Annotated in this window: 22 protein-coding genes; 4 read left to right on the top strand and 18 right to left on the bottom strand. The window is 54.5% G+C overall.

Annotation, left to right across the window (positions count from 1 at the left end; genetic code table 11):
- Nucleotides 1-318 precede the first annotated feature (318 nt).
- Both BN348_RS01610 and phoU read right to left on the bottom strand, forming a co-directional pair.
- Nucleotides 319-1,029 carry a response regulator transcription factor gene (locus BN348_RS01610; protein WP_040195778.1) on the bottom strand — a complete coding sequence of 237 codons (711 nt, stop codon included), beginning with the start codon at nt 1,027-1,029 and terminating at the stop codon, nt 319-321.
- A gap of 51 nt (nt 1,030-1,080) precedes the next feature.
- The gene (gene phoU / locus BN348_RS01605; RefSeq protein WP_040195777.1) at nt 1,081-1,743 is read right to left on the bottom strand and encodes a phosphate signaling complex protein PhoU; all 663 of its coding nucleotides are present in this window, start codon (nt 1,741-1,743) and stop codon (nt 1,081-1,083) included.
- A gap of 423 nt (nt 1,744-2,166) precedes the next feature.
- On the opposite strand from phoU, the gene BN348_RS14355 reads away from it, so the two are divergent.
- The gene (locus BN348_RS14355; protein WP_040195776.1) at nt 2,167-2,508 is read left to right on the top strand and encodes a helix-turn-helix domain-containing protein; all 342 of its coding nucleotides are present in this window, start codon (nt 2,167-2,169) and stop codon (nt 2,506-2,508) included.
- A gap of 8 nt (nt 2,509-2,516) precedes the next feature.
- Here the strand turns inward: BN348_RS14355 and pstB are convergent, their stop codons facing one another.
- From pstB to BN348_RS01580, 4 genes are all read right to left on the bottom strand, one after another.
- Nucleotides 2,517-3,383, bottom strand: a complete 867-nt coding sequence (pstB, locus tag BN348_RS01595; RefSeq protein WP_082020729.1) for a phosphate ABC transporter ATP-binding protein PstB — start codon at nt 3,381-3,383, stop codon at nt 2,517-2,519.
- Between the two features lie 89 nt (nt 3,384-3,472).
- A complete protein-coding gene (gene pstA / locus BN348_RS01590) occupies nt 3,473-4,363 on the bottom strand; it encodes a phosphate ABC transporter permease PstA (RefSeq protein WP_040195775.1) in 891 nt (296 codons plus the stop codon).
- Nucleotides 4,356-5,252: a phosphate ABC transporter permease subunit PstC gene (gene pstC / locus BN348_RS01585; RefSeq protein WP_420885249.1), complete on the bottom strand. Its 897-nt coding sequence runs from the start codon at nt 5,250-5,252 to the stop codon at nt 4,356-4,358. The genes pstA and pstC overlap by 8 nt, the downstream gene beginning before the upstream one ends.
- A gap of 1,419 nt (nt 5,253-6,671) precedes the next feature.
- On the bottom strand, nt 6,672-7,541 hold the full coding sequence (locus tag BN348_RS01580; protein WP_040195774.1) for a phosphate ABC transporter substrate-binding protein: 870 nt from the start codon (nt 7,539-7,541) through the stop codon (nt 6,672-6,674).
- A 399-nt stretch (nt 7,542-7,940) separates the two neighbouring features.
- Between BN348_RS01580 and BN348_RS01575 the strand changes: the two genes are divergently transcribed.
- The 3 genes from BN348_RS01575 to yfbR all read left to right on the top strand — a co-directional run bounded on the left by BN348_RS01575 (nt 7,941) and on the right by yfbR (nt 10,324).
- A complete protein-coding gene (locus BN348_RS01575; protein ID WP_040195773.1) occupies nt 7,941-8,768 on the top strand; it encodes a pyridoxamine kinase in 828 nt (275 codons plus the stop codon).
- Between the two features lie 13 nt (nt 8,769-8,781).
- The gene (locus BN348_RS01570; RefSeq protein ID WP_040195772.1) at nt 8,782-9,297 is read left to right on the top strand and encodes a TIGR04002 family protein; all 516 of its coding nucleotides are present in this window, start codon (nt 8,782-8,784) and stop codon (nt 9,295-9,297) included.
- Between the two features lie 436 nt (nt 9,298-9,733).
- On the top strand, nt 9,734-10,324 hold the full coding sequence (yfbR, locus tag BN348_RS01565) for a 5'-deoxynucleotidase (RefSeq protein WP_040195770.1): 591 nt from the start codon (nt 9,734-9,736) through the stop codon (nt 10,322-10,324).
- A 147-nt stretch (nt 10,325-10,471) separates the two neighbouring features.
- Here yfbR and BN348_RS01560 read toward each other — a convergent pair whose 3' ends face one another.
- The 12 genes from BN348_RS01560 to BN348_RS01505 form a co-directional block, all read right to left on the bottom strand.
- Nucleotides 10,472-11,194, bottom strand: coding sequence for a lysophospholipid acyltransferase family protein (locus BN348_RS01560; RefSeq protein ID WP_040195769.1), 723 nt, complete (start codon nt 11,192-11,194; stop codon nt 10,472-10,474).
- Complete coding sequence (locus BN348_RS01555) at nt 11,191-12,357, bottom strand: glycosyltransferase (protein WP_197068254.1); 1,167 nt, start codon at nt 12,355-12,357, stop codon at nt 11,191-11,193. Before BN348_RS01555 ends, BN348_RS01560 begins: the two co-directional genes overlap by 4 nt.
- A 485-nt stretch (nt 12,358-12,842) precedes the next feature.
- The gene (locus BN348_RS01550) at nt 12,843-14,609 is read right to left on the bottom strand and encodes a phosphoenolpyruvate carboxykinase (GTP) (protein ID WP_040195786.1); all 1,767 of its coding nucleotides are present in this window, start codon (nt 14,607-14,609) and stop codon (nt 12,843-12,845) included.
- A 230-nt stretch (nt 14,610-14,839) separates the two neighbouring features.
- A complete protein-coding gene (gene tsaD / locus BN348_RS01545; RefSeq protein ID WP_040195768.1) occupies nt 14,840-15,868 on the bottom strand; it encodes a tRNA (adenosine(37)-N6)-threonylcarbamoyltransferase complex transferase subunit TsaD in 1,029 nt (342 codons plus the stop codon).
- A 55-nt stretch (nt 15,869-15,923) separates the two neighbouring features.
- Nucleotides 15,924-16,373, bottom strand: coding sequence for a ribosomal protein S18-alanine N-acetyltransferase (rimI, locus tag BN348_RS01540; RefSeq protein WP_040195767.1), 450 nt, complete (start codon nt 16,371-16,373; stop codon nt 15,924-15,926).
- 279 nt (nt 16,374-16,652) lie between these two features.
- Nucleotides 16,653-16,892, bottom strand: a complete 240-nt coding sequence (locus BN348_RS01535) for a hypothetical protein (RefSeq protein WP_040195766.1) — start codon at nt 16,890-16,892, stop codon at nt 16,653-16,655.
- Between the two features lie 521 nt (nt 16,893-17,413).
- Nucleotides 17,414-20,068 (bottom strand): DNA polymerase I, encoded by a 2,655-nt coding sequence (gene polA / locus BN348_RS01530; RefSeq protein ID WP_040195765.1) that lies wholly within the window; start codon nt 20,066-20,068, stop codon nt 17,414-17,416.
- A 472-nt stretch (nt 20,069-20,540) separates the two neighbouring features.
- Entirely contained in the window at nt 20,541-22,103 is a 1,563-nt protein-coding gene (gene rny, locus BN348_RS01525) for a ribonuclease Y (protein ID WP_040195764.1), read from the bottom strand.
- Nucleotides 22,104-22,594: 491 nt separating this feature from the next.
- The gene (locus BN348_RS01520; RefSeq protein WP_040195763.1) at nt 22,595-23,200 is read right to left on the bottom strand and encodes a LysO family transporter; all 606 of its coding nucleotides are present in this window, start codon (nt 23,198-23,200) and stop codon (nt 22,595-22,597) included.
- Nucleotides 23,200-23,484 (bottom strand): LysO family transporter, encoded by a 285-nt coding sequence (locus BN348_RS01515; RefSeq protein ID WP_052446612.1) that lies wholly within the window; start codon nt 23,482-23,484, stop codon nt 23,200-23,202. Before BN348_RS01515 ends, BN348_RS01520 begins: the two co-directional genes overlap by 1 nt.
- An 804-nt stretch (nt 23,485-24,288) precedes the next feature.
- Nucleotides 24,289-25,695 (bottom strand): aminopeptidase, encoded by a 1,407-nt coding sequence (locus BN348_RS01510; RefSeq protein ID WP_156136369.1) that lies wholly within the window; start codon nt 25,693-25,695, stop codon nt 24,289-24,291.
- Between the two features lie 65 nt (nt 25,696-25,760).
- On the bottom strand, nt 25,761-26,348 hold the full coding sequence (locus BN348_RS01505; RefSeq protein WP_040195760.1) for a lytic transglycosylase domain-containing protein: 588 nt from the start codon (nt 26,346-26,348) through the stop codon (nt 25,761-25,763).
- Nucleotides 26,349-26,369: the final 21 nt, after the last annotated feature.

Below are 26,369 nucleotides of genomic sequence, written 5' to 3'. Positions count from 1 at the left end.
TCCCTGATCCAAATAGACACCGCCAAGTTAACATATGACTCCGGTTTCAAAGGGGCACCTCTCTCATAAAATTTCCGTCTTTTCGGCTTTCTTCCCCGCCTATGGCGGAAAGGAAAGCCGCTGCGGGACTGCTTTTTATGTTAACGTAACAAAGTCCCAGTTTATCTGAACAGATTTGGCCCGGTTCATAAAAAAACCACCGTCTTCTTTCCAGATGGTGGCTGTTCTTTTCTATCTATTGTACCCGATCCGGCCGCTTTCGTCCACCCTTTTCAGAAAGAATGGCGCTCTTTCGGCCGATTCGCGTTATGTTCCGGTTTATCCGGCGGTTTCATCCAGAAATTGATAGCCGACGCCGCGCACCGTCTTTATGTAGCGGGGATGCTCGGCCTCGTCGCCGATCTTGGCGCGCAGCGTGCGGATATGCATGTCGAGCGTCCTTGTCTCCCCGGCAAAGTCGTAGCCCCACACCTCGTTGAGCAGCATGTCGCGGCCCAGCACCCGCGGCGCGTTCATCATCAGCGTCTTGAGCAGCTCGTATTCCTTCAGGGTCAGTTCAACCTTCCTCCCGCTTACCGTGACCTCGTGCTTGAAAATGTCCAGCTCGATGTCCGATATCCGCTTTCTGCCCGGCAGCTCGCTGCGCGCGGCGTACACCCTTCTGAGCACCGTGCGGATGCGCGCTGTCAGCTCGAGGATGCCGAACGGCTTCATGATGTAGTCGTCCGCGCCCGCGTCGAGCGCGGTCACCTTATCCACCTCGCTGCCCTTCGCGGTCAGCATGATGACCGGGGTTTCTTTGGTCTGCGCGCTCAGCTTGAGCCGGCGCAGCGCCTCGACGCCGTCGATGCCCGGCAGCATGATGTCCAGCAGGACCAGCCTGGGCGGCTTTTCGGCACAGGCCTTCAAAAGCGCTTCGGCGGACTCGAAGGTTTCGCTTTCATACTGGAACGCCTGCAGGGTACACCGGATCAGCTCCCGGATGTTCTCCTCGTCCTCGCACACATAGATGAGTTCCTTTTCCTCCACTGCCTTCACACCTTTCCGACGGTTGTCTGATGATAGTATAGCAAAGCGATGTTACAGAATCTGCGTTTTTTTGTGTAGGCCGGTGGAATAAAACACCACCCATTCGCAGATGTTGACCGCATGGTCGCCGATGCGCTCGAGATACTTCGCGATCATCATGCAGTCGATGATCTCATCGGCATTCTCCTTGGAGGTGATGATGCTCTCAATCAGCTCATTCTTGACGATGTTGAACAGATCGTCCGCGTCGTCGTCCCGTTTCATGGTCGCCCTGGCAAGGTCGAGGTCGTTCTTGACGAACGATTCGATGCTGTCACGCACCATCTCAACCGCGATGCGGGCCATCTGCGGGATGTGCTCTGCCACGCGGACATCCAGCCCGTTCTGGAAGCGCAGCGACAAATCCGCAATGTCCGCCGCCTGGTCCCCGATGCGTTCGATGTCGGTGATCATCTTCAGCGCCGTCGATATCGCGCGCAGGTCCTTCGCCACCGGCTGCTGGCGCAGCAGCAGGCGCATGCATCTTCTTTCAATCGCCTTTTCAAGGTCATCCACCTTGCTGTCATCCTCAATGACCTCGAGCGCCAGGTTTTTGCTGCCGGCCTCGAGCGCCTTGATGGATTTTGCGATGGCCTCTTCGATCATCGACCCCATCTTGATCAGGTCGATGTTCATAAGCTCCAGCTCGTGGTCAAAATGTGAACGTGTAGGCATCGTTCCAGGTCCTCCTTTGTAGTGTTTTCCACAGCATGCATGGCATCCTGTGGAAAGATCGGTCCAAACCGTACGGCAAGCACGGTTCTCGGCTTATCCGCCGGCCGGGTTTAAAGAATGGCTGCTTTTTGTCTCGGCCTGTTTTTGTTGCAGAAATGATTCATGGGGGATATCCGCCCTTCTAACGCCCGTTCCCTCTTATTTCTTTCGACCGCATTTCCTCCCTGATTCTGCCCTTTATCTTCCTACAGAGTTGTTCTGTCCCGATTCTTTGCCCGCATTTTCGATGAACATTCTTGCGGCTGCTCTTTTTGATATTTTTACCGCAGTAGATACCACTTGGTATCTATTTTAAACTTTTGTTCTGCTACAATGAAGGAAAACTACTACCCAGTATCAGGTTCAAGGAAAGGGAAATGCAGCATGGAACAACTATTCAAAAGAATGCGAGATTTGCGGGAAGACCATGATTGTACGCAGAAACAGGTTGCGGAGACCTTGGGCATCTATCAGCAAACTTATTCCAGTTATGAAATGGGCATCCGACAGCTTCCTTTGCGGTATCTGCCGGTTCTTGCAGAGTTTTATGACTGCAGTACAGATTATCTTTTGGGTTTGACTGCATACCAATATTCGCTTGACAGGCTGATGAAACCATTTTGCGGCTCGATGACGACAGACGCGTTGTTATCCGGCCTTTTGCTACTCAACACCGAAAAAAGGAAACTGCTGTTGGCGTATTTGGATTATCTGAAAAAAACATAGCCATACCCTTATCCAAAACGGCCAGTGATATAATCCTCGGTGCGCTTGTCGTCCGGCATCGAGAATAATTTTTCGGTATTGGTGTATTCGACCATCTCGCCGACCAGGAAGAAGGCCGTGTAATCGGAGATGCGCGCCGCCTGCTGCATGTTGTGCGTGACAATCGCGACGGTGTACTTCTTCTTGAGCTCGCTCATCAGCTCTTCGATCTTCATGGTGGAGATCGGGTCGAGCGCGGAGGTCGGCTCATCCATCAGGATGACCTGCGGGTCGACCGCCAGCGCGCGCGCAATGCACAGCCGCTGCTGCTGGCCGCCCGACAAACCCATCGCCGAGCTTTTGAGCCGGTCCTTGACCTCATCCCAGAGCGCCGCGCCGCGGATGGAGCGTTCCACCAGCTCATCAAGCTTGGACTTCGACTTGACACCGTGGATGCGCGGGCCGAACGCCACGTTGTCATAGATGCTCATCGGGAACGGGTTCGGCTTCTGGAATACCATGCCGACCCGTTTGCGCAGCAGCGTCACATCCACCTTCGGCGCGTAGATATCCTCGCCGTCCAGCCGCACATCGCCCTCGATGCGCACCCCTTCAATGATGTCGTTCATGCGGTTCAGCGTCTTCAGAAAGGTGGACTTGCCGCAGCCGGACGGGCCGATCAGCGCGGTCACCCTGTTTTCAAAGATGTCCAGATCGATGCCCTTGAGCGCGTGGTTGTCTCCGTAGTACAGATTCAGCCCCCTTGCCGAAATTTTGATCTTCTTCTTAGCAGACAGCTCGTCGTCCTGCCGTGATGGCTCCGTTTGGCGGCTTGTGGGAACCTCTATCTCCGCCGTCCGGGAAATGGTCCTGGTCTGCGAGAATAATCGTACCATATTATAATAGCCTCCTCATTTCACACCATACTCATGATAATCGGATTCCTGTATCTCCGCGTTCCCGCGGAGGTTTTTCTGAACCGGCGTCAGGATACGCCCTCGGTCTTCTTGGCAAGCCGTTTTGACAGCATCCTGGCCGCGAAGTTGATGACAATGACGATGATGATCAGCACCGCCGCGATGCCGAAGCTCACACCGAGCTTTTCGCCGCGCATCGCGTACTGGTACAGCTGTACGGTCAGCGTCGCGCCAGAGCTGGACACATGCCCCAGCAGGTTCTGCGGCATGCTGTAGCCGATGCCGGCCGTAAAGATCAGCGCCGCGGATTCGCCCACGATCCTGCCGATGCTCAGAATGACCGCCGACAGGATGCCGGGCAGCGCACAGGGCAGCAGGATGGTGCGGATGGTGTGCAACCTGGTTGAGCCCATGCCGAGCGCCCCCTCCCGATAGGAGAACGGCACCGACTTTAAGGACTCCTGCGTCGTGCGGATGATGGTTGGCAGCACCATGATCGACAAGGTCAGCGCACCGGCGATGATCGAATACTGCAGCTGCATGAAGGTGCAGAAGAAGACGAAGCCGAACAGGCCGTAAATGATCGACGGGATTCCGGCAAGGATTTCAGTGGTGAACTCGATGAGCTTGACAAGCTTGCCCTTCTTCGCGTATTCACTCAGATAGATGGCCGCGCCGATGCCGACCGGCGTGGAGATCAGCAGCGTGATGACCACGATGTACAGCGTGTTGATGATCATCGGCAGCACGCCGATGGTTCCCTTCAGCTCGCTTGGCGCGGTCGAAAGGAAATCCCAGCTCAGTGACGGCAGGCCCTGTACAAACACATAGATGACGATGCCCGCCAGGATGGCCAGCGTCAGGATGGTGCTTGCCCAGATCAGCCCTTTCAGGACGTTATCGGACAGCCGCAGCCGCTTCTTGGTCAGGCTGCCGGCCGAAATCTCTGCATTACTCATACTTCTTACTCGCTTTCTTCAGCACCGTGTTCACCGAGATGTTGATGACCATGATGAACACAAATAGCACCAGGCCGATGGCGAACAGCACGGATTTGTGGAACTCGTCGGCGTAGGACATCTCCATGACGATGCCGGTGGTCATCAAACGGACGCTGCCGAACAGCTCGGGCAGGTTCACAACGTTGCCCGCCACCATGATGACCGCCATTGTTTCGCCGATCGCGCGGCCCACGCCGAGCACGATACTCGTGATGATGCCGGAGCGGGCGGCTGGGATGACAACCTTGAAGATGGTCTGTATCTTCGTCGCGCCAAGCCCCAGAGAGGCTTCCTCAAGATAGCCCGGCACCGCGCGGATGCTGGTCTCGCTGATCGAGATGACGGTCGGCAGGATCATAATGGCCAGCACGATGATGGCCGAAAACAGGCATGCGCCGGTCGGCAGGTTGAAGATCGCCGCGACGGCGGGCACGACGATGATCATGCCGATCAATCCATAAACCACCGACGGGATACCCGCCAGCAGCTCCACAGCGGATTTTAAGAATTTCGCGGCGCGCTTCGGCGCCATCTTGCTCAGGAAGATGCTCGTAAAGATGCCGATCGGCACGCCGATCAGGATCGCGCCGAAGGTGGCGCACAACGACGCGAGGATCATCGGCAGGATGCCGAATTTCGGATCCGATGCGGTCGGCGCCCACTCGGTGCCGAACAGGAAATCCCCGATGCCGACCTTGAAAACGGCAGGTCCGCCGGAGATCAGCATATAGGCGGTGATGACAACGACCGAAAGGATCGCCGCGCACGCACAGATCAGAAAGATCCATTCGAACACCCGTTCCATGCGGTTTTTTGTTCTTCTTGCCCTGATGAGAGAATCAGCCAAAATAATCGAACCTCCGTATCATCCGGGCGCCATTTCCCGGAATATGTAGTGTGCCCCTGATATGGCATCATTCCAGAAACGGTATTTGCCGCAGGCTCCGCTTCGGAAGCGGCTCCTGCGCAAACAGTCTCTGGAATTGTGCCATCTTTGTGGGGGGATTATCTGATGTGGGAATTGTTTCTGTGATATCTGAACGTCTTTGCCGGGCGCGGTTTGTCTGTCAGCGTTGTCTTTATTCTCCAGGATGTTTGTGAAGTGTGTGTTGTACCGCTGAGGCGCGGCCGACTGAACTTTGTTTGTCAAGGTTTCTTAAGAAAGTGGTTTTTTATCGCTGAAGCACAGCGGCCTTACGTTGTTACCAAGTGACACTTGGCAATGTGGTGGTTACTTCCGCTGTGGCGCAGCGGTCTTGCTTAGTTTGCCAAGAATCGCTTGGCAAGTGGCAGTTACTTCTTTGCGCGGCCAAAGAAGTAACCAAGAAAGGCCGTTCAAGGGGGGCCATACAGTGTGCCGCTTAGGGCCAGATGGCCCCCCTTGAAAATCCCCCTCTGATATCCCATTATCTGCTTCGACCGCCTGCGGGCGGCGTTTTGCTTTGAGTTGGGTGGTTGGGCAGAGCTAGCAGCGGAAGATTCTGTGGTTTAAATTTAATCTTTCGGTACCCCGAAACTAATAGCTGAGAGGTAACTGAATTCCATATTAGAAAGCAAGTTTAATGCTATTTTATCCTGAGAAGAACAATGCCCGCTATGGCGTGGTGGGGACAATGAGGCTAGACGAGAACTGTGCATGAATGGAAGACAAAGCTGACAGCGACAGAACAGAGAAACGGGGAAGCGCTGCGCAACATGGTGCCTCTGAGCCGCGCCATTGCGGGCAGCCTGCCGTCATCTCGACGCAGGAACTGCCCAATTCCGGAAAAGCTGCGTGATTGGGGGATTTTTAAGGGGGCGGCAGTCCCCTTGAATGGCCTTTTCTGGTTACTCTTTTGGCCACGCAAAAGAGTAACTGCCACCTTGCCAAGGCATCTTGGCAATATAAAAGACGATCACTGCACAGCAGTGCAAAGAACCATCATTTTTTCAAGATTTGCTAGCAGACCTTGAAATAGCCACTGCACAATGGGGCGGGATCATGCCCGCCCCATGTATGGTGTAAGATGTCTTGTAATCGATTCATTGTAAGCAAGTTTCATTTTTTCCGCATTCCACTTCGGCTCATCCTGCCCGTATTCTTCAGGCCGTGTCAAAATCTTTGCGGATTATCCGCTTCATCTTTACTCCGGTATGAAGCTTTGTTTGGCCGGGCTGTGCGTTCGGTGCGGTCTGCGGATTTTCATGAAGCCTTCAGGCTGTTCCGCCCGATGACTGCGAGCCCGGCGGTTCGATGAAATTTCCGCTTACCTTGCTGTCCGGATGCTTATTTGACCGAGAAGCAGCCGACCTGCTCGACAACCGCCTGGCCTTCATCGCTCAGGATATAGTCTAAGAACGCCTTGACCTGGGCCTTCTCCTCACCCTTGGTGATCATGATGAAGTTCCTCTGAAGCTTGTAGCTGCCATCCTTGATGGTGTCGCCGGACGGCGAGACGCCCTCAACCTTCAGGGCTTTGACGGTTTCGTTGATGTAGTCGGTCGAAACATAGCCGATTGCGCCGGGTGTGCTGGCAACCGCATTCTGGACCTGGCCGGTTTCATTGAGTTCCTGGCGGTATTTGCATTTCTCGCCTACGCCGACAATGCTTTCAAAGCCGTCGCGGGTACCGGAACCGGCTTCCCTTCCGACAACGACGATCTCAGCGTCATCCCCGCCTACCTCGCTCCAGTTGGTGATTTCTCCGGTGAATACCTTCGCAATCTGATCCAGCGTCAGGTCCTCGACCTTGTTGTTCGGATTGACAATGACACCGATGCCGTCGAGCGCAACTTTATATTCGTTGAAGCCCATGGCTTTCTCTTTTTCTTTGAGGTCGCGGCTCAGGTTGCCGATATCGGACACGCCGTCGCCGACATTCGTGATCGCCGCCGAGGAGCCGCCGAGCTGCACATCCACCGTCACGCCGCCGTTTTTCGCCGTGAAGTCCTCGCCAAGCGCTTTGGCCAGCTTTTCCATTGAAGTGGAGCCGGAAAGCTTGATGGTGCCGGAAAGCGCCTCGTTTCCCTGGGAGGATGCCGCAGAAGAGGCCTGCGACGACAATCCTGAACCGGTGCCCGCACCGTCATTGGAGCAGCCTGTCAGGGCCAGGGGCAGCATGCATGCGCACATCAGAATGGAAAGTAATTTCTTCATATCGTTCTATCTCCTTGTTCTCTGAATTTCTTCGAATCGTCTTGTTGAACCGAAAAGGGACCCGGGTATCAACCGCTGTTCTTTCGGTGTGTCTTTATGATACTGCGTTTTGAGATTTTCAAAAAGCAAAGCGCAGTAAGGCCTTTGTAAAGAACATGTAAAGTCGTTTTTCTCAGAAATAGTGTTGGTAATGTCACCAATAATTATGCGGACAATGCCGTCTTTTCGCGGCGGTTATCACAAAGCGCACACCCAAACCGGCAATTCTTTTGCAATTTTCCTGCAAATGTTTTATAATAATGCGTGTTATCCATGTTGTGATGCGTATCATGACACGGCACAGCGGATTCTATCGCCTGTGCTTTCTATAAAAACATGGTTTTGGAGGATGATGTGCCCATGAACCCGATCTGTCCCAAAGTGGCGGCAATCAACGACCTGTCCGGCTTCGGAAGATGCTCCCTGACGGTGGCCATCCCGATTTTGTCGGTGATGGGCGTGCAGTGCTGCCCGCTTCCAACCGCGATCCTTTCAAACCATACCGGCTATGAGAGCTATTTTTTCGACGACTTCACCGACCGCATGGCGCCTTATGCAAGGGAATGGAAGAAGCTCGGCCTCTCGTTCGATATGATCTTCACCGGCTTTTTAGGCTCGGATGCGCAGATTGGGCTGGTGCGCCGCTTCATCGAATCCTTCCGTGAGGGCAGCCTTGTGCTGGTCGACCCGGTCATGGCCGACAACGGGCACATCTATTCGACCTACTCGAAGCAGATGTGCGACAGCATGAAACAGCTGATTACACTCGCCGACATCATCACGCCGAATGTGACCGAGAGCTGCATCCTGACCGACACGCCGTATACCGGCGAGGACATTGACATGGACCTTGCCAAGGAGCTTGCCAAAAAGCTTTCGGCCAAAGGGCCAGGTAAGGTCATCATCACCGGCATCATGAAGTCCAGGCACATCATTTCAAACCTTGCATACGACCGGGCTCTGGGTGAATTCAGCTCCTATGACACCGAACACATCCACACGAGCTATCCCGGCACCGGCGACGTCTTTGCGACCATCGTCTGCGGGGAGCTTGCCAAGGGCGGCGAGCTGCCTGCCGCGCTGAAAAAAGCCTGCGACTTCATCGCAGAAGTGATTGCCTTCACCTATCAAAACAACACGCCGATTATGGACGGCATCCTCTTCGAGCCGTTCTTAAAAAAATTATAAGGAGTTTTGCCACGTGAAAATCACAACCAAACAACTCACCTTTTCCGCCGTCTTCGCAGCGCTGATCTTTGTCACCACCGCGTACCTGTTCCACATCCCGACCGGCTTCAACGGCGGATATGTGCATTTAGGGGACGCGTTTATCTATCTGGCGGCCAGCTTCCTGCCAACCCCGCTCGCCTGTATCGCATCCGCGGTGGGCGCGGGGCTTGCGGACGCGCTGACCGGCGCATATATCTGGATCATCCCGACCATGATCATCAAGCCGCTGATGGCGGCGCCCTTCTCCTGCAAGGGACCGAAAATCCTCTCAAAACGAAACCTGCTGATGGCGGTGGTCGGCGGCGTGATCTGCACCATCGGCTACTATCTTGCCGACGTTGTGCTGGTCGGCAACTGGATCGCCCCGCTCGCCGGCATTCTGACCGGGCTTACCCAGCCGGTCGGCAGCCTGGTGCTCTACTATGTCGTTGGTTTCGCGCTTGATCGGGTCGGCTTCAAAAGCAAAATGAACCTTGCAAAGATATAAAACCGGATCGATGGAACATCCCTTCGGCAGCGTCCGGCGCGCATCCTATCGTCCAAGTCTCCTGTTAAACCGGCGATGATATGAATCAGCACATCGTTGCCTTCATCTCTTAAAAGGGCTGAAAAACCTGAGGAATATCGCTGCAGCTGCTGAGGCAGTTCAATTTCAATCGTTTTCATGGATGTGTCATTCGCTCCATGCTCGCCGCTAAGGCTGACAGAGTACCATCATCGGATTCGCCGCCAAGCTCCGACACAAAAAAATTCACCTCCTGAGCGTCAGGAGGTGAATTCCATTTCTGTATATGTCCCTGCCGATTTGTTTGAACGGCGTAAAGCCTGGAACTGAGGACTGCATCCATGATGACCATGCCGCAGCGGTGCTGAATTCATCATCATGATATAAGAACATTTTCTACAGGAAAGGAGCACAGCCGATGAAACCTTCCAACTTTTTCGCGATGCTCTCCCGCATGAAATACATCACCCGCTGGGGGCTGATGCGCAATACGCGGGAAGAAAACCTTGCCGAGCACTCCCTCGAAACCGCCATGATTGCGCATGCGCTGGCGGTCATTCACAACCGGCGTCTCGGCGGACAGATCGATGTGAACCGTGTCGCCGTGACTGCGATGTACCACGACATCAGTGAAATTTTGACCGGTGACCTGCCGACGCCGGTTAAGTACTACAATCCTGCGATCAACCGATCCTATAAGGAGCTGGAACGGCTGTCCGGTGAAAAGCTGCTCTCCATGCTGCCCCAAGACCTGCGCGCCGACTTCACCGCGGTCGCGCTCCCGGATGAATCGGATGAAATCTGCCTGAAGCTGGTCAAATATGCCGATAAGCTCAGCGCATACATCAAGTGTATTGAGGAGGAGAAGGCAGGAAACCGGGAATTTACCAATGCCAAGGAGTCGATCTATCAGGCGGTCACCGGCTTCCACGCGCCGGAGGTGGACATCTTTCTAGAGGAATTTCTGCCGGGATACTATCAGACCGTCGATGAAAACACCACGCTTTGACCGTCCGCCCGTATCCGCGTGCTGTGCCGTCCGTCCATGCCGGATGAGCAAGTATTTTTACCAGCACCTAAAATCACACAAAGCGATATCCCCAAACATCAAAAAACGCTCTGGAGATGAAACTCCAGAGCGTTTTTAATTTTTCTGTCAGGCGGATTCGCGCTGGTCCTCCGGCTGCGGATGCCGTATTGGATGGCGCTGCATAAACGACATCCGAGCATACACCTCGTCGCGCAGCTGCCGGGCTGTTTGGCGAGTGGAGCCTGTATCCTGCGGATAGACCGGTTCCCCGGCATGCACCGTCAGGCAGGGCTTGCGCTTGTAGAGCTTCAGGATACCGCGCGGCTTCTCCTGCGTGATGATGGCCGGGACAACCGGCACGCCTGCGCGCGCGGCTATCGTGAACGCGCCGTCCTTAAACCCGCGCAGCGCCGGGCAGTACGCGATCAGCTCCCCTTCGGGATACACACAGATGATGCGATTCTCATCCCGCGCCGCCGCGGCCATCTCATCGAGAAACTGACGGGTATGCGCCACCGAACGCGGGACCGGCACGCAGCCGAGAATATGGATCAGCCGTCCGACCACCGGCCAGCCAAACAGCTCCTCCATACCGGTGAACACCGGCTTGCGCGGCCAGCACAGCATCCCCAGGAAGGTGCAGTCAAAATTATGGATGTGGTTGCAGACCACAACCGCGCCGCTTCCCTTCACCTTTTTGAGCTGCTTTCGCCCGCGCACACGCATTCCAAAGAACAGATGGTCTATCAAAAACAGGATGGGGATGACAAACCCATGATAGAACAGGCCTGTCAGCATCCGGAAAATGGGATTCGAACTGATCAGCGGTTTATCGAACTGCTGCTTCATGCTTCACCGTCCCTTTCATGCTTCTCAGCCATAGAAACTTCCGCCGCATTTCTGTGCTTGGCATGATAATCCCGAACAGTCTCCTCGAACATCCGCTCAGCCGCCCTGATCGACTGCTCAATGCGGTAAAGGTTTCCCTCTTCGGCATAGGCCTTCGACATTTGCTCCTTCTCGTCGGGATGCTCGATCCAGTAATCGATCTTCCTTGCAAGGTCCACCGGGTCGTCGGGAATAAACAGGCTGCGGCCGTCAAGCGCAAACTGCGGCGTGGCCGACTGCTGCGCGTTGCAGATGACCGGCACCAGGCCGCAGGAAAATGCCTCCATGCAGGAGATCGCCTCGATCTCGATGACCGACGCGTGCACATACAGATCACAGCTGTTCTCGAGCCGGATCAAATCCTCTTTGGAGTAGAACCCGATCACCGGCGGATGTTTGAGCTTGTGCCCCATGCGCATCAGCCGATGCTTCATCGGGCCGCGGCCCGCCAGATGAAGCTGGATGCGGTCGGCATATTTCGAAAGCGCGGCCGCTTTCAGCAGGACGGTCTGCCGCTTCTCCGGGGAAAGCCGTCCCACCATCAGGATGTGGAACAATCCGTCGTCCGGCTTCTTCACATCCTCAAGCGGCACAAAGTCGTCGTCCACGCCGTTTGAAATCACATGCAGCTTTGCCTGATAACCGTTCTTTACCAGCTGATCGGCAATGAACTGTGACGGGCAGTGGATATGATCGAAATTTTTATAAAACGTGCGGTTGAACAGCCGGTAGATGCTCCTGGACAGCCAGTCCATCCTGCTGCAGTGGATGTTATAGGTAATATTCTGCGGCTGCAGATGAAACGCGGCCGAAGCCGGGATGCCCATTTCCCGGGCAATCTTAGCACCGCAGCACTCAAACGGCAGGGACAGCAGAAAGTGTACGACATCCGCACCTTCAAACGCCCGCCGGAACAGATCCTTGTCGGATTTTGCAAATGCAAAGCCCTGCCGGTGCGCGAACCAGGACGCGATCGGCCAATGCTTTTCCTTCGCGATGTATTTGTCCTTTCCAGGCGTTCCGGCCGTCACGACCCGCACCTCATGACCGTTCTTCCGCAATGTGTCGGCAAAGCGATAGGCGGTCATACTGGTTCCATTGTTCAGCTGATCAAAGCAATCCATCACCAAAACGATCCTCAAACAAACACCTCTTTTCTTTTTCATCCATGCGGAAAAGACCACATTCCCGGCCCGCAAGGTTCCGCATTGACATATTTTCCAAACAGACAATACGTATATTATACCGCAAAACCGTTCAAAAGACAACCTCGGCAGAATTTCATCGGAGCGGATGCCGTCTCTTGGCAAATTAAAACCACCCGTTCAACTGGTGGTATGCACCGGTCCTGGAGGGGCATCATACCGGCCGGTCTCTTAAGAGGCACTCCATAACCGTCATCTGCATCACACGCACCGCAGCCGCTCAAGCAGTTATATCTCTATAGCTTTCTCACTTTGGGCGAAATGATCGTTGTCATTCGCTTCCCTCTATCCTGAAAGTAAAGCTTTTTATTCTCTCCGGCAGAGCCGGTGGTTTTGTTGCGCTAAAACTACAACTGAAAAGCCCTGTCTGCCGTACGGCAGACAGGGCTTTATAATTATGAAGCTTATTTGTCCAGTCTCTCTTTGAGCGCTGCAAGCTGATCCTTGAGTTCCTTCGGCAGCTTGTCGCCAAACTTCGCATAGAACTCGGTGATGCCGGCCGCATCCTCTTTCCAGAGATCCTTGTCAACCTCGAGCAGGCCTTTGACGGTACCGAGATCGATATCCAGACCCTCGATGTTGATGTCCTCAGCCTTCGGCTCATAGCCGATCGGAGTTTCAACCGCGTCCGCTTTGCCTTCGCAGCGGTCGAGAATCCACATCAGGACACGCATGTTGTCGCCGAATCCCGGCCAGATGAAGTGGCCTTCATCGTCGGTGCGGAACCAGTTGACGTTGAAGATCTTCGGCGCTTTGTCGCCGAGCTTCCTGCCCATCTCGAGCCAGTGCTGGAAGTAGTCGCCCATGTGGTATCCGCAGAACGGCAGCATCGCCATCGGGTCGCGGCGGACAACGCCGACTGCGCCGGCAGCTGCAGCGGTCGTCTCGGAAGCCATGATGGAGCCGACGAATACGCCATGCTCCCAGTCATAGGACTGGTAAACCAGCGGAGCGGTCTTCGCGCGTCTGCCGCCAAATACGATCGCGGAGATCGGCACGCCCTGCGGGTTGGAGAATTCGGAGCTGATGCACGGGCAGTTTTCTGCCGGCGCGGTGAAGCGGCTGTTCGGATGCGCGCCCTTTTCGCCTGCTTCGCAGTCCCACTTCTCGCCCTTCCAGTTCAGAGCGTTCTTCGGCGGGTTCTTGTCAAGGCCTTCCCACCAAACCGTGTTGTTGTCCAGATCATGCACAACGTTGGTGAAGATGGTGCCCTTCTTGGTGGATTCCAGCGCGTTCGGGTTGGATTTGACATTGGTGCCCGGTGCGACGCCGAAGAATCCGTTCTCCGGGTTGATTGCCCACAGGCGTCCGTCGTCGCCGATTCTCATCCAGGCGATGTCGTCGCCGACCGTCCAGACCTTGTAGCCCTGCTTGCTGTAGAATTCCGGCGGAATCAGCATAGCCAGGTTGGTCTTGCCGCATGCGGACGGGAACGCCGCCGCAATATATTTCACATCGCCCTGCGGGTTTTCGAGGCCGAGGATCAGCATATGTTCCGCCATCCAGCCTTCCTGTTTGCCCTGATAGGATGCGATTCTGAGTGCAAAGCATTTTTTGCCGAGGAGCACGTTGCCGCCGTAACCGGAGTTGACCGACCAGATGGTGTTGTCTTCCGGGAAGTGGCAGATGTAGCGTTTCTGATCGTCAAGCTCTGCCTTGGAGTGCAGGCCTCTTACGAAGTCGTTGCTCTCGTCGCCCAGCTGATCAAAAGCGGCTTTGCCCATTCTGGTCATGATATCCATGTTCAGAACGACATAGATGGAGTCGGTAACCTCGACGCCGACTTTGGAGAATGGAGAACCGATCGGTCCCATGCAGTACGGGATGACATACATGGTGCGGCCCTTCATGCTGCCTTCGAAGATTTCGCCGAGCTTCGCATACGCTTCCTTCGGGTCCATCCAGTTGTTGGTCGGGCCTGCATCCTCTTCCTTTCTGGAGCAGATGAAGGTACGGCCTTCCACACGTGCGACGTCGTTGACCGCGGTGCGGTGCAGATAGCAGCCCGGCAGTTTTTCCTGGTTTAGCTTCAGCATTTCGCCGGAAGCTTCCGCCTGTGCGCGCAGGTCGTTCAGCTGTTCTTCGCTGCCGTCGATCCAGACAACCTGATCCGGTTTGGTCAGTGCAACCATTTCGTCGACCCATTTCAGTACGTTTTTGTTATTCGTCAACATAATGATAAGACTCCTCTCAATTCTATAAATTTTTTACTCGAATCCCTGTAAAATATTGCACAGAAATTCGTGATGCGGATGATTCTTTTTTATCCTTTTTGCAATTTCTGAATCTGAAGATTGCAAATTTAGGCAGATATAAAGCTAAAGTTATTATACAATAAAAAGAATCAGCCGTCAACAGCAAATGGTTAAAAATATCACAATGTGCCTTGATTTTCGAAAAATCAGCATTGCGCACAAATATAACTCTGTTCAATTGGTAAGCTTGAACAACCATTCAGCGATAAATCTGCAAGATTTCCTGCAAGATACTCATAATAGCCCTGTGAAGCGATCATCGCCGCATTGTCCCCGCACAGCGAGAGCGGCGGGATGTATAAATTCAGTGACAGACGCTTCGTTTCAGACTGCAATTTTTCTCGCAGCCCGCTGTTTGCCGACACACCGCCGGCCACGACCACATCCCGGTATCCCTTCTGTGCCGTCAGCTGCATCAGCCGGGAAACCAGCATATCGCAGACCGTTTTCTGAAACGATGCCGCGAGATCATTGGCATTCAGCTCCTGCCCTTTCTGCTTTGCGTGGTTCACGGTGTTCAGAACAAAGGTTTTGAGTCCTGAAAAGCTGAAATCATACGGCGAGCCTTCGACCTTTGGATGCGGCAATCTGAACGCATCCTCCCTGCCTAGTTTTGCCGCTTTATCGATATATATACCGCCCGGATATGGAAATCCGAGGCTGCGCGCGACCTTGTCAAACGCCTCGCCGGCCGCGTCGTCGCGGGTTCTCGCAAGGATCTTGAAGTCGGTATAGGACAGCACCTCGACGATGTTGGTGTGTCCGCCCGAAACCACCAGGCAGATGAACGGCGGCGCAAGCTGAGGGAAACTCAGATAGTTCGCCGCAATGTGCCCGCGGATATGGTGTACCGGGATCAGCGGCTTATTTGCCGCAAAGCCCAGCGATTTTGCAAAGTTGACGCCGACGAGCAGCGCGCCGATCAGCCCGGGGGCGTAGGTCACGGCCAGCGCGTCGATATCATCGAGCGTCAGTCCGGCTTTGTCAAGCGCTTCGCGGCAGACCGCGCCTATCGCTTCGGTGTGCATACGCGAGGCGATTTCCGGCACGACGCCGCCGTAGATTTTATGTTCCTCGATCTGCGAGTTGACCACATTGGAAAGGATCTTCCGGCCGTCCTCGACGACGGCGCAGGCGGTCTCATCACAGCTGCTTTCTATTCCCAGTATCCTCAACAGAATCCCTCCATCTCTGTTTTGACGGGAGATTTCTCCCGCTTCTATGCTTTCTTTATCCGTTTAACAGGATTTTGGTCATGATGTGACCGTCCTCGGTTGGATTCGTGTAATAGTTCTTCCGGAAGCCAACGATCTCAAAGCCATGCTTCCGATAAAAATCGATGGCAACCTGATTGCTCTGGCGCACCTCCAGGCTCATCATCCTAAGGCCGCTCTTCCGGGCATATGTAAGCATCTGTTCCATCAGCGCGGTCGCCACGCCGTGGCGGCGCGCCCCGTTTGTCACGGCGATGTTCGTGATATATCCTTCGTCGATGATGTGGTGCATTCCCATATAGCCGACGCACCGTTTATCGCTGACCGCCACAGAGTAAACCGCCATGCGGTTTACCAGCTCCTGCGCGAAGCTCTCATAGCTCCATGGTGCGGAGAAGCACTCCTTCTCTATTTCAACCATGTCCGGGATGTATCTTCCGTCAAGTTGTTCGATTGTAAAACGCAATGGTTTGTTCCTCCTTTTGCCGCCCGTGCGGCATGTTACGGCTTATCGCCGTCAAGTATTTTCTTGGGCGGCGGATGTTCTGCACCTGCGTGCAGTGGCTTTCTTCTTGTTTGCCGGCATACTTTGGCACAGCGGAACCTTATCTGCACCGCTGTGCAGCGGACATCTTTTATACTGCCAAGTTGCCTTGGCAAGGTGGCAGTTACTCTTTTGCGTGGCCAAAAGAGTAACCAGAAAAAGCCATTCAAGGGGACTACCGCCCCCTTAAAAATCCCCCAATCACGTAGCCTCTCCGAAATTGGGCAGTTCCTGCTTCCAGATGACGGCAGGCCACCCGCAATGGCTCAGTTCAGAGGCACCACGTTGCGCGGCGCTCCCCCGTTTCTCCGTTCTGTCGCTGTCAGCTTTATCTTCCAACGAAGCAAAACTCTCGTCTAGCCTCATTGTCCCCACCACGCCATAGCGGGCATTGTTCTTTTCAGGATAAATCTGCATGGAATCTGAATCGTACTCATTCAAACGAACTTGCTTCCCAATATGGAAATCAAGTTATCTCTCAGCTTTTTGTTTCGGGGTACTATGAATACAGCCTTTAACCACAGAAGCTTCCGCTGCTAGCCCTGCCCAACCACTCAGCCCAAAACCGGATGCCGCCCGCAGGCGGCCGAAGCGGAAAGCGGGATATCAGAGGGGGATTTTCAAGGGGGGCCATCTGGCTTTAAGCGCCACTGTGCATGGCCCCCCTTGAATGGCCTTTCTTGGTTACTTCTTTGGCCGCGCAAAGAAGTAACTGCCACCTTGCCAAGGTGTCTTGGCAAACTAAGCACAGCCGCCGTGCCACAGCGGAATAAATCCCATACTGCCAGGTGTACTCTGGCAACCGCGTGAAGACGCTGCGCTGCAGCGGTATAAAAACCACTTTGCCAAGTGTTCCTTGGCAAACATGGTCATGCTGCTGAGACACAGCGGGATGTTGTTCCGCTGTGTCTCAGCAAAGCCTCAAATCAATTCGCACGCGGCATCGTCCACCGACGATCCCGCTACCCTTTGGCGATGTACCAGTTTTCGCCGACATTGGCGTCGACGTCGAGATGCACCGCAAGCTGGGCGGCATTTTCCATCTCCTCTTTGAGAAGCCGCTTGGCGGTCTCCACTTCTTTCTCCGGGCTTTCCAGAATCAGCTCATCGTGGATTTGCAGGATCAGCTTGGTTTTCAGCTGTTCCTTCTTCAGCCGCTGATAGACCCGCACCATCGCAATCTTGATGATGTCCGCGGCGGTGCCCTGAATCGGCGTGTTCAGCGCAATCCGTTCCTCGGCCGCGCGCCTGATCCTGTTCGAGGACTTGAGATCGCCCAGATAGCGGCGTCGGTGATACAGCGTTTCAACATAGCCGTTTTCGCGGCCAAACGCGATGATGTCATCCATATACTGCTTGACGCCGCCAAAGGTTTTCAGATAATTCTTGATATAGCTGTCCGCCTCGGCCACCGATACATGGATGTTCTTGGACAGCGAAAACGCGCCGATACCGTAGACGATGCCGAAATTGACCGCCTTCGCGCGGCTGCGCATCAGCGGCGTGACAAACAGCGGCGGCAGGTCGAATACCTGTGCGGCCGTATTGGTGTGGATGTCCTCGTCGTTCTGGAACGCTTCGATCATATTCTGATCCTTCGCAATCGACGCGAGCACCCGCAGCTCGATCTGCGAATAGTCGGCATCAATCAGCTTGCAGCCCTCTTTGGCGCGGAAGAACATCCGCAGCCTGCTGCCAAGCTCGGTGCGCACCGGAATGTTCTGCATGTTCGGCTCGGTCGAACTGATGCGGCCGGTCCTCGTTTCGGTCTGGTTGAAGCTGGTGTGCACCCGGCCGTCTCCGGCCACCTGCACCAGCAGCCCGTCCACATAGGTGGATTTGAGCTTCGCCAGCTTGCGGTATTCCAGAATCTGCGGGATGATCTCATGCTGCTCGCTCAGGCTTTCCAGCACCTCGGCATTGGTCGAGTACCCGCTTTTGGTCTTCTTCTTCGGCGGCAGCCCCAGCTTCACAAACAGCACATCCGCCAGCTGTTTCGGTGAATTGATGTTGAACTCATATCCAGCCAGCTCATAGATGCTGGCGGTGAGCTTTTCAATCTCCGTTTCCAAATCTTTTCCGTAATCCGTGATGCCCTGCGTGTCCAGCTCGAAGCCGGTCAGCTCCATGTCCGCCAGGCACAGGCTCAGCGGTATTTCGATATTCTGCAGCAGCTCCATCTGCTCGCTCTGTTCCAGTCGCCGATGCATCCTGCCCGCCAGCGTACAGAAGACGCCCGCTTTGGTCAGGAAGTCCTCATCCATGCCCTGCGTGTCCCCGGAAAACTGCGGCCGGTCGATGTCGTATTCGAGCGACAGCTTGATCAGGTCGTATACACTGGTATCCGGGTTCAGCAGATAGGCGGCCAAAAGCAGGTCGAACGCAACGTTTTTGACGTCCAGCCCCCTCCGAAGCGCATAGCGGTACAGGGCTTTGCAGTCGAAGACGATCTTCTCAACCGCTTCATTCCGGATGATTTGATCGAGATACGCCGTATCATCCGATACGACAACCGTCTGCCAGCATGCCGCAGTTTCCTTCTGTTCCGCCGTCCAGCTGCCGTCCAGGCACACGGCGTACTGGGATATATCATCTCCGTCATGCGTACACAGGAGATATACTTTCTGTAAATCTCGGATGCTTTGATACCCATCTTCGGATTTCGTGTACAGCTTCCCATCCTTTAACATGCCGTCGTCCCGAAGCACCCGCACATCGCGGTTGGCTTTGACCGGCGTCTTGTCCGATACAGCGATCCCGAAACGCTCCATCAGTGTGAACATCTCCAGCTCGCTGAACAGCGCGGCGGCTTTCTGGACGTCCGGCGCATCCTTTTGATAGTGCGCCGGGTCGGCGTCCATCGGCACGTTTTGGCAGATCTCCCCAAGCGCGCGGGAAAGGAACGCCATCTCGCGGTCCTTCTGCAGCTTGGTGCGCTGCGCGGGCTTCAGCTCGATCTCATCAAAATGGTCGTAGATGTATTGGATGTTTCCGTACTCCCTGATCAGGCTCAGCGCGGTCTTCTCGCCGATTCCCGCGACGCCCGGGATGTTGTCCGAGCTGTCCCCCATCAGCGCTTTGACGTCGATGAGCTGCCGGGGCTGTACGCCGTATTTTTCGAGTACCGCCGGCGTATCCATGACCGTCGTCGTGGCCTGCCCCATCTTGGTGGTCGCCAGCATGACCGTGACATGCTCCCCGACCAGCTGCAGGCTGTCCCGGTCGCCGGTCGCAATGATGCAGTCGCTGCCGCAGTCCGTGCAGGACTTCGCAAAGGTGCCCAGAATATCGTCCGCTTCGTATCCCTCGACCTCGACGCGTTTATAGCCGAGCGCATCCAGCAGCTCCTTCAGGTAGGGCAGCTGCATGGCAAGCTCTTCAGGCATCCCCTTGCGGGTCGCCTTGTAGCCCTCGTACTGTTTATGCCGGAAGGTCGGCGCTTTCAGGTCGAACGCCACCGCGACCGCATCGGGCTGCACCTCGTTTGACAGTTTCATCAGGATGTTTAAAAAGCCATAGATCGCGTTGGTGTAAACGCCGTTTTTATTGGACAGCATCCGAATCCCGTAGAACGCACGGTTAAAGATGCTGTTGCCGTCAATCGCCAGCAGTTTCATCGTGTCCTCCTCTTTGTGGCTTTTCTCGCCGCTCACGGCGGAGAGAAAAATCGCTTTGGTACTGATCTTTCATATGAACGGAACAAAGCTATGGCTGGTTCCATTGTCTGATCGGTATATTCCCACAGCAGTTTTGTCAGAATATACGGATCAGGCCATCGAACCGAATAAGCGGCTGGAACAGGTCGGTTTCGTTCCTTTCAATATGGCGCGTCACAGTCCATATGTCTCGATATCGGTTGTCGCGGCGCCATACACGCCCGCGGCAGGAATCTGTTCAGCGGCGCTTTATTGGCATTCATATAAATGCCGCTTTCATGCCGGACCGGATGCCATATTCAGCTATAGTATATGTATAAACCGCCGAAGCATTCTTCCGCGGTTGGGTCAAAAAAACCGCCTCTGTGTTCCAAAGGCGGTTTTACTTTCCGTATAAAGGCCCAACGTTTCTTTGCCGTTACGCAAATGACGGTTATTTCGCGTATTCGATCGCCCTGTTTTCCCGGATGACATGTACCTTGATCTGTCCCGGATATTCCAGTTCCTCTTCGATGCGTTTGACGATCTCGCGTGCGGTCAGTACCATCTGGTCGTCGTTGACGATTTCCGGCTTGACCATGATGCGGATCTCTCTGCCCGCCTGGATTGCAAAGCACTTCTCCACGCCGTTGAACGCGTTCGCGATGCCTTCGAGCTTCTCCAGACGTTTGATGTAGTTTTCCAGGTTCTCACGCCGTGCGCCCGGCCTTGCAGCGGAAATGGCATCCGCGGCCTGTACCAGACAGGCAACCACTGTCTTTGCCTCGATGTCGCCATGATGTGCGGCCACCGCATGGATGACCTCCTGGTTTTCCTTGTACTTTTTACAGACATCCACACCGATTTCGACATGCGAACCGTCGATTTCGTGGTTCAGCGACTTGCCGATGTCATGCAGCAGTCCCGCGCGTTTCGCCAAATTGACGTCCGCGCCGATCTCCGCGGCAAGCATGCCCGCAATAAAGGATACCTCCAGCGAATGATCCAGCACGTTCTGTCCGTAGCTGGTACGGTAACGCATGCGGCCGAGCAGCTTGACCAGCTCGTGATGCATACCGTGGATACCCGCTTCGATGACGGCCCGTTCGCCGGCCTGTTTGATCTTGAGCTCCACCTCGCGGCGGGATTTCTCGACCATCTCTTCGATGCGCGCCGGATGGATGCGTCCGTCAATGATGAGTTTTTCCAGTGCCAGCCGCGCAATTTCCCGGCGGACCGGGTCAAAGCTGGACAGCGTGATGGCCTCCGGTGTGTCGTCGATGATCAGATCGACGCCGGTCAGCGTCTCGAGCGCGCGGATGTTGCGTCCCTCGCGTCCGATGATGCGGCCCTTCATCTCGTCGGTCGGCAGCGGCACCACCGATACGGTTGCTTCGGAGACATGCTCCGCAGCACAGCGCTGTATGGCAAGGGAGATCATCTCCCGGGCTTTCTGTTCCGCTTCGTCCTTGAGCTGCATGTCATAGTTCTGGATCTTGACCGCCTTTTCATGGGTCAGCTCCTCGTCCAGAATGTCAAGCAGATGTTCCTTCGCCTGATCGGCGGTAAATCCTGAGATTTTTTCAAGCATCGTGAACTGTTCGTCCTTGATGTCCTGTGCTTCCTTGAGCTTCTTCTCAGCGTCTTTGAGCTTTCTCTGGAGCTGGTCGTCCTTCTTCTCCAGATTATCCATCTTGCGGTCGAGGGATTCTTCCTTCTGGTTGATCCTTCGTTCCTGCCGCTGGACTTCGCTTCTGCGCTCCTTTACTTCCTTTTCCGCTTCGGAACGCATCTTATAGATTTCATCCTTTGCTTCCACAAGGGATTCTTTTTTGATGCCTTCAGCCGTCTTGATGGCTTCGTTCATGATGCGGCGGGCTTCCTCTTCAGCCGATCCGAATTCCGCCTCCGCAACCTTGCGCCGGTAGTTGGTGCCCAAAAAGAACGCAACTACGCCGCAGATGATGCCGAACACAACGACTCCGACAATGATCAATATAAGTTGTAATGGATCCATTAGCTGCTGTGATACCTCCTTCTCCTAGAAATTTTTATTTCGATGTAAATGATTCAGAACGCATCAAACCAGTATGCCTGGCTGGGCATATGCAGATAGACCGGTCCCCTCATTCAAGGCCCAAAAAGCTTGATAGATTTTCCCATATATGAATGGTTATTCGCACCCGCCGCGGCAGGTCTCCCCCGTTTTGGACATTTGGAAACGCCGCCGTTCCGGCTGTGTGCAGAATATGGGCGGTTCCGATCTATAGCCAGTTTCCATATAAAATTTTATACAGAAACTCATCATTTTTGCGTCTTATTTTATGCATTGTGCTGTTACAAGGTTATAACAACACAACATATTTATATTATAACTTTTTGACCGTGGTTGTCAAGAAAATATGAAACATATTGTTAATAATTTAATATTTCTTTTTAATTTAAGGGTTTTGGGCCCTCTTTTATTTCCATATTTTTCCGTTCATGCCCAGACATTCTCTGCGCTTCCTAGATTGAGAACAGGTTGAAGACCAGCGGAACGAGGAACGGGACCAGCGCGGTCAGCAGTACGCCGTTGAGCACCGCCATGACGGCGACCTCTTCATTCGAATACTTCTCGATGAAGAGCAGCGTCGAATCTCCGCTGGTCGCGGCGGCCGGCGCTATCGTGGTATAAATATTCATCTTTTTTGCAATGGGCGGGATGATCAGGAAGGTCAGCAGTTCGCGGCACAGGTTGGACAGCAGCGCCATCGTGCCCACCTGCGGGCCGACGAGGTCGTTGAGATAGACCGATGAAAAGCTGTACCATCCGAGTCCCGACGCAATGGACGCACTTTCCCGCACCGGCAGCCCGGTCAGCACGCCGCCCAGGATGCCGCCGGCGACCGAGCCGGCGATGATGCTGGCGGGGATCAGCAGGATCTTGAGGCCGAACACCCGCATCCTTTTGAAGATGCCTTTATTGAGGCCAATATCGATGCCGACCGACAGCACCAGCAGATTGAGTCCCCAGGTGGACAGAAAATCCATCGCTCCGACGAACGTTTCGCCGCCGAAGAACTGTCCGGCCAGGATGCCGGCCAGAAAGCTTCCCAAAGCCAAAAACAGCATCAATGCCGATCCTCTCCTTTTTTGACAAACAGTTTCTGGGTGAACAGGTACACGAGCAGGATGCTGCCGAGCACCGCGCCGATGGTGAGGACGACGCTGCGCAGTCCCAGCGTTTTGATATCCTCAAAAAAGGTGGGGCTGGCGCCCAGCGAGACGCCCATCGCGAACAGCGTCAGCATGATCGCCGCAATCTGGATGATGCCGTTGACCTTCTTCCACTTCGATGGAAAAAATTTGATGCCGATGATAAAGCCGAGTCCGGCGCAGATGATCATGGACCACATAGTCTGTTCTTTCTCCTTCCCCATGCCGCAGATGTGCGGGCTTGTCCGCCGGAAGCTCCGGCATTTGCTGAACTTCCTGTTTCTTCTTTTATCCGCATGTACAGGCTTGTCCTTCTTCCCCCCAGATATCTTTTCGATGAGATATGTAACGATGATTATTCTTTTGTTGGATACGGGGGGTCTTCTGCTTTTGTTGTTTCCGACGTGCCGATAATATTCTGCGCTGCTTACAAAATATTGGAAACTGAAGCGCCGGGTTTGGCGGCTTTCTGGATGTTTCCAGAAACATCTTAGCTGTGTGGCAGTACCTTCTTTGCCGGCCAAAGAAGGTACCAAGAAAGGCCGTTCAAGGGGACTGCCGCCCCCTTGAAAATCCCCCAATCACGCAGCTTTGCCGGAATTGGGCAGTTTCTGCTTCCAGATGACGGCAGGGTACCCGCAATGGCTCGGCTCAGAGGCGCCACGCTGCATAGCGCTTTATTCAAGCAAGGTGCTGTCGCGGACAGAATGCCGTCCTCTTGCAGCACAGCTTCGTCTAGCCTCATTATCCCATCTACGCCATGGCGGGAACTGTTCTTTTCCGCTGTCCAGATGTATAGATAGACACAGCTCTATAACCATATTGATACAGGATACATGCCAAACTGAATTCTAAATTGGACAAATTTTTTAAAGAATGCGTTCACACCCGCATCTGAAGCCTTCAAAAACGCTTTATACAAATAATGGCCGCACACAACCGCCAAAACCGGTTCTGTGCGGCCACCAATCATTTACGGATAGTGTTCTCGAAAAGAATGATTCCTATGCGTTCAAAAATGCCTTGAAGGCCGCATAGGTGTTGTAGACATCCACCTTCGCCACAATCTCATAGGGCGCGTGCATCGAGATCACGGCCACGCCGGCGTCGATGACGTCGATGTCCAGATTGGCTAAGAATTTCGCCACGGTTCCGCCGCCGCCCTCGTCGACCTTGCCAAGCTCACCGGTCTGCCAGAGCACGCCGTTTTTGTCCAAGACATCGCGGATGTAGGCGACAAACTCCGCCGCGGCTTCGCTCGTGCCGCCCTTGCCGCCGCTGCCGGTATACTTTGTGATGACGATGCCCTGGTTGACAAACGCTGAATTCTGCTTTTCATAGACACCCGGGAAGGTCGGGTCAAACGCCGCGTTGACGTCGGCCGACAGGCATTTGGAGTTGGAGAGCACCAGCCGTCCGTCAATCTGGTGCGGTTTTGCGAGATCGGCGATGAAGTACTCCAGATATCTCGACTGCAGACCGGTGTTGCCGTCCGAGCCGACCTCTTCCTTGTCGGTCAGCACCGTGACCGAGGTGAAGTCCGGCTTGGCGCATTCGATGGCCGCCTGCAATGCCGTATAGGCGCAGACGCGGTCGTCGTGTCCATACGCGCCGATCAGGCTGCGGTCAAAGCCGACGTCGCGCGCCTTGAAGGCCGGGACCAGGCAGAGATCCGCCGAGATGAAGTCCGACTCCACAATGCCGTATTTGTCGTGCAGAAGCTTCATGACGTTCAATTTGATCGGGTCGCTAATCTTCTCATCCGGATACGGTCTCGAACCGACCAGCACATTGAGCTCCTCGCCCTTGATGCCGTGCGCAAGCGTCCGTTTGGACTGCTCCATGCCGAGATGCGGCAGCAGGTCGCTGATACAGAAGACCGGGTCGTTTTCCTCCTCGCCGATGTGCACGGTCAGCTGGGTGCCGTCCTTCTTGACGATGATGCCGTGCAGGCTCAGCGGCATTGCGGTCCACTGGTATTTTTTGATTCCGCCGTAATAGTGCGTTTTAAACAGCGCAAGCTGTCCGTCCTCATACAGCGGGACCGGTTTTAAATCGATGCGCGGCGAATCGATGTGCGCGGCGACCAGATGGACGCCTTCGCTCAGGCTTCTTTTGCCGATCGTCGCAATGACCAGCGCCTTGCCGCGGTTGTTGAGATAGACACGGTCGCCGGCTTCATAGCGTTTATTGCGGTCGAATTCCTCAAACCCGCCGGCATTGAGCATCCGGATGGCGCACGTCACGGCCTCCCGTTCGGTTTTCGCCTCATTCAGGAATGCTTTGTATCCTTCGCAGAAGCTGTCCGCCTCGCTCAGATCCTTTGCGGACAATTTCAGCACCTTGTTTTTCCCGCTGGTCAGCAGGTCCTCCTGCAGAAGCTCCGCTGCGCTTTTCTTGGTTTCTGACATGGATTGTTCCTCCTCATACATGCAATTTTTGTTCAGTATATGCGGCAGCCTGCCGCTCTTATTAATCAGGATGCTTTTCCAGCCAGTCTCTGGCGGTAAACCTCCTGATCCTTGATAATCTTTTTAACATACCAGTCGGTGGTGTCAAACGGGATGTTGTCCAGGCTGTACCCGTCCGATGAATGCGCTTTGTCGCTGAGCCATTCCTTCACGTTGCCCCACCCCGCATGGTAGGCGGCCAGCGCGACTTCAGGCGTTTCAAACTCATCCAGCAGCAGCGACAGGATGAAAGTGCCGTATTTGATATTCATTTCCGGATCGAACAGGTCCTCATAGGTTGCGGAATCCTTTTCCTCCATCCGGAATTTCGCCCAGTCGAAGGTGTCGGAGGTGATCTGCATAAGCCCTCTGGCGCCGATCCGAGAGACGGCATCCGGCTTGAAGCCGCTTTCATTCTTGATCACGGCATAGGTCAGCGTTTGATCCAGCCCATACCTGCTGCTGTACTGCTCGACGTATTCGCTGTATTTAAACGGATAGCTGTATCGGTAGTAGATCTCTCTGCCGACAAAATATCCGGCCAACACCAAAATCATCACGCCCAGGACGATGGTCCAGGGCAGAATTCTCTTTACTCGAATGGTTCGATACATGACTTACTCCCTGAAAGGGTG

The sequence above is a fragment of the Candidatus Soleaferrea massiliensis AP7 genome (genome assembly GCF_000820765.1).
GTDB lineage: Bacteria > Bacillota > Clostridia > Oscillospirales > Ruminococcaceae > Soleaferrea > Soleaferrea massiliensis.
The sequence above is the reverse complement of the archived record's forward strand: the minus strand, read 5'-3'. Positions and strand labels throughout refer to the sequence as shown.

Bases quoted from the DNA above. Each gene is read 5' to 3' on its own strand.
- phoU (WP_040195777.1), bottom strand. From the start codon at position 1,743: ATGCCTACACGTTCACATTTTGACCACGAGCTGGAGCTTATGAACATC.
- BN348_RS14355 (WP_040195776.1), top strand. From the start codon at position 2,167: ATGGAACAACTATTCAAAAGAATGCGAGATTTGCGGGAAGACCATGAT.
- pstB (WP_082020729.1), bottom strand. From the start codon at position 3,383: ATGGTACGATTATTCTCGCAGACCAGGACCATTTCCCGGACGGCGGAG.
- pstA (WP_040195775.1), bottom strand. From the start codon at position 4,363: ATGAGTAATGCAGAGATTTCGGCCGGCAGCCTGACCAAGAAGCGGCTG.
- BN348_RS01580 (WP_040195774.1), bottom strand. From the start codon at position 7,541: ATGAAGAAATTACTTTCCATTCTGATGTGCGCATGCATGCTGCCCCTG.
- BN348_RS01575 (WP_040195773.1), top strand. From the start codon at position 7,941: ATGAACCCGATCTGTCCCAAAGTGGCGGCAATCAACGACCTGTCCGGC.
- yfbR (WP_040195770.1), top strand. From the start codon at position 9,734: ATGAAACCTTCCAACTTTTTCGCGATGCTCTCCCGCATGAAATACATC.
- BN348_RS01560 (WP_040195769.1), bottom strand. From the start codon at position 11,194: ATGAAGCAGCAGTTCGATAAACCGCTGATCAGTTCGAATCCCATTTTC.
- BN348_RS01555 (WP_197068254.1), bottom strand. From the start codon at position 12,357: ATGGATTGCTTTGATCAGCTGAACAATGGAACCAGTATGACCGCCTAT.
- polA (WP_040195765.1), bottom strand. From the start codon at position 20,068: ATGAAACTGCTGGCGATTGACGGCAACAGCATCTTTAACCGTGCGTTC.
- rny (WP_040195764.1), bottom strand. From the start codon at position 22,103: ATGGATCCATTACAACTTATATTGATCATTGTCGGAGTCGTTGTGTTC.
- BN348_RS01520 (WP_040195763.1), bottom strand. From the start codon at position 23,200: ATGCTGTTTTTGGCTTTGGGAAGCTTTCTGGCCGGCATCCTGGCCGGA.
- BN348_RS01515 (WP_052446612.1), bottom strand. From the start codon at position 23,484: ATGTGGTCCATGATCATCTGCGCCGGACTCGGCTTTATCATCGGCATC.
- BN348_RS01510 (WP_156136369.1), bottom strand. From the start codon at position 25,695: ATGTCAGAAACCAAGAAAAGCGCAGCGGAGCTTCTGCAGGAGGACCTG.
- BN348_RS01505 (WP_040195760.1), bottom strand. From the start codon at position 26,348: ATGTATCGAACCATTCGAGTAAAGAGAATTCTGCCCTGGACCATCGTC.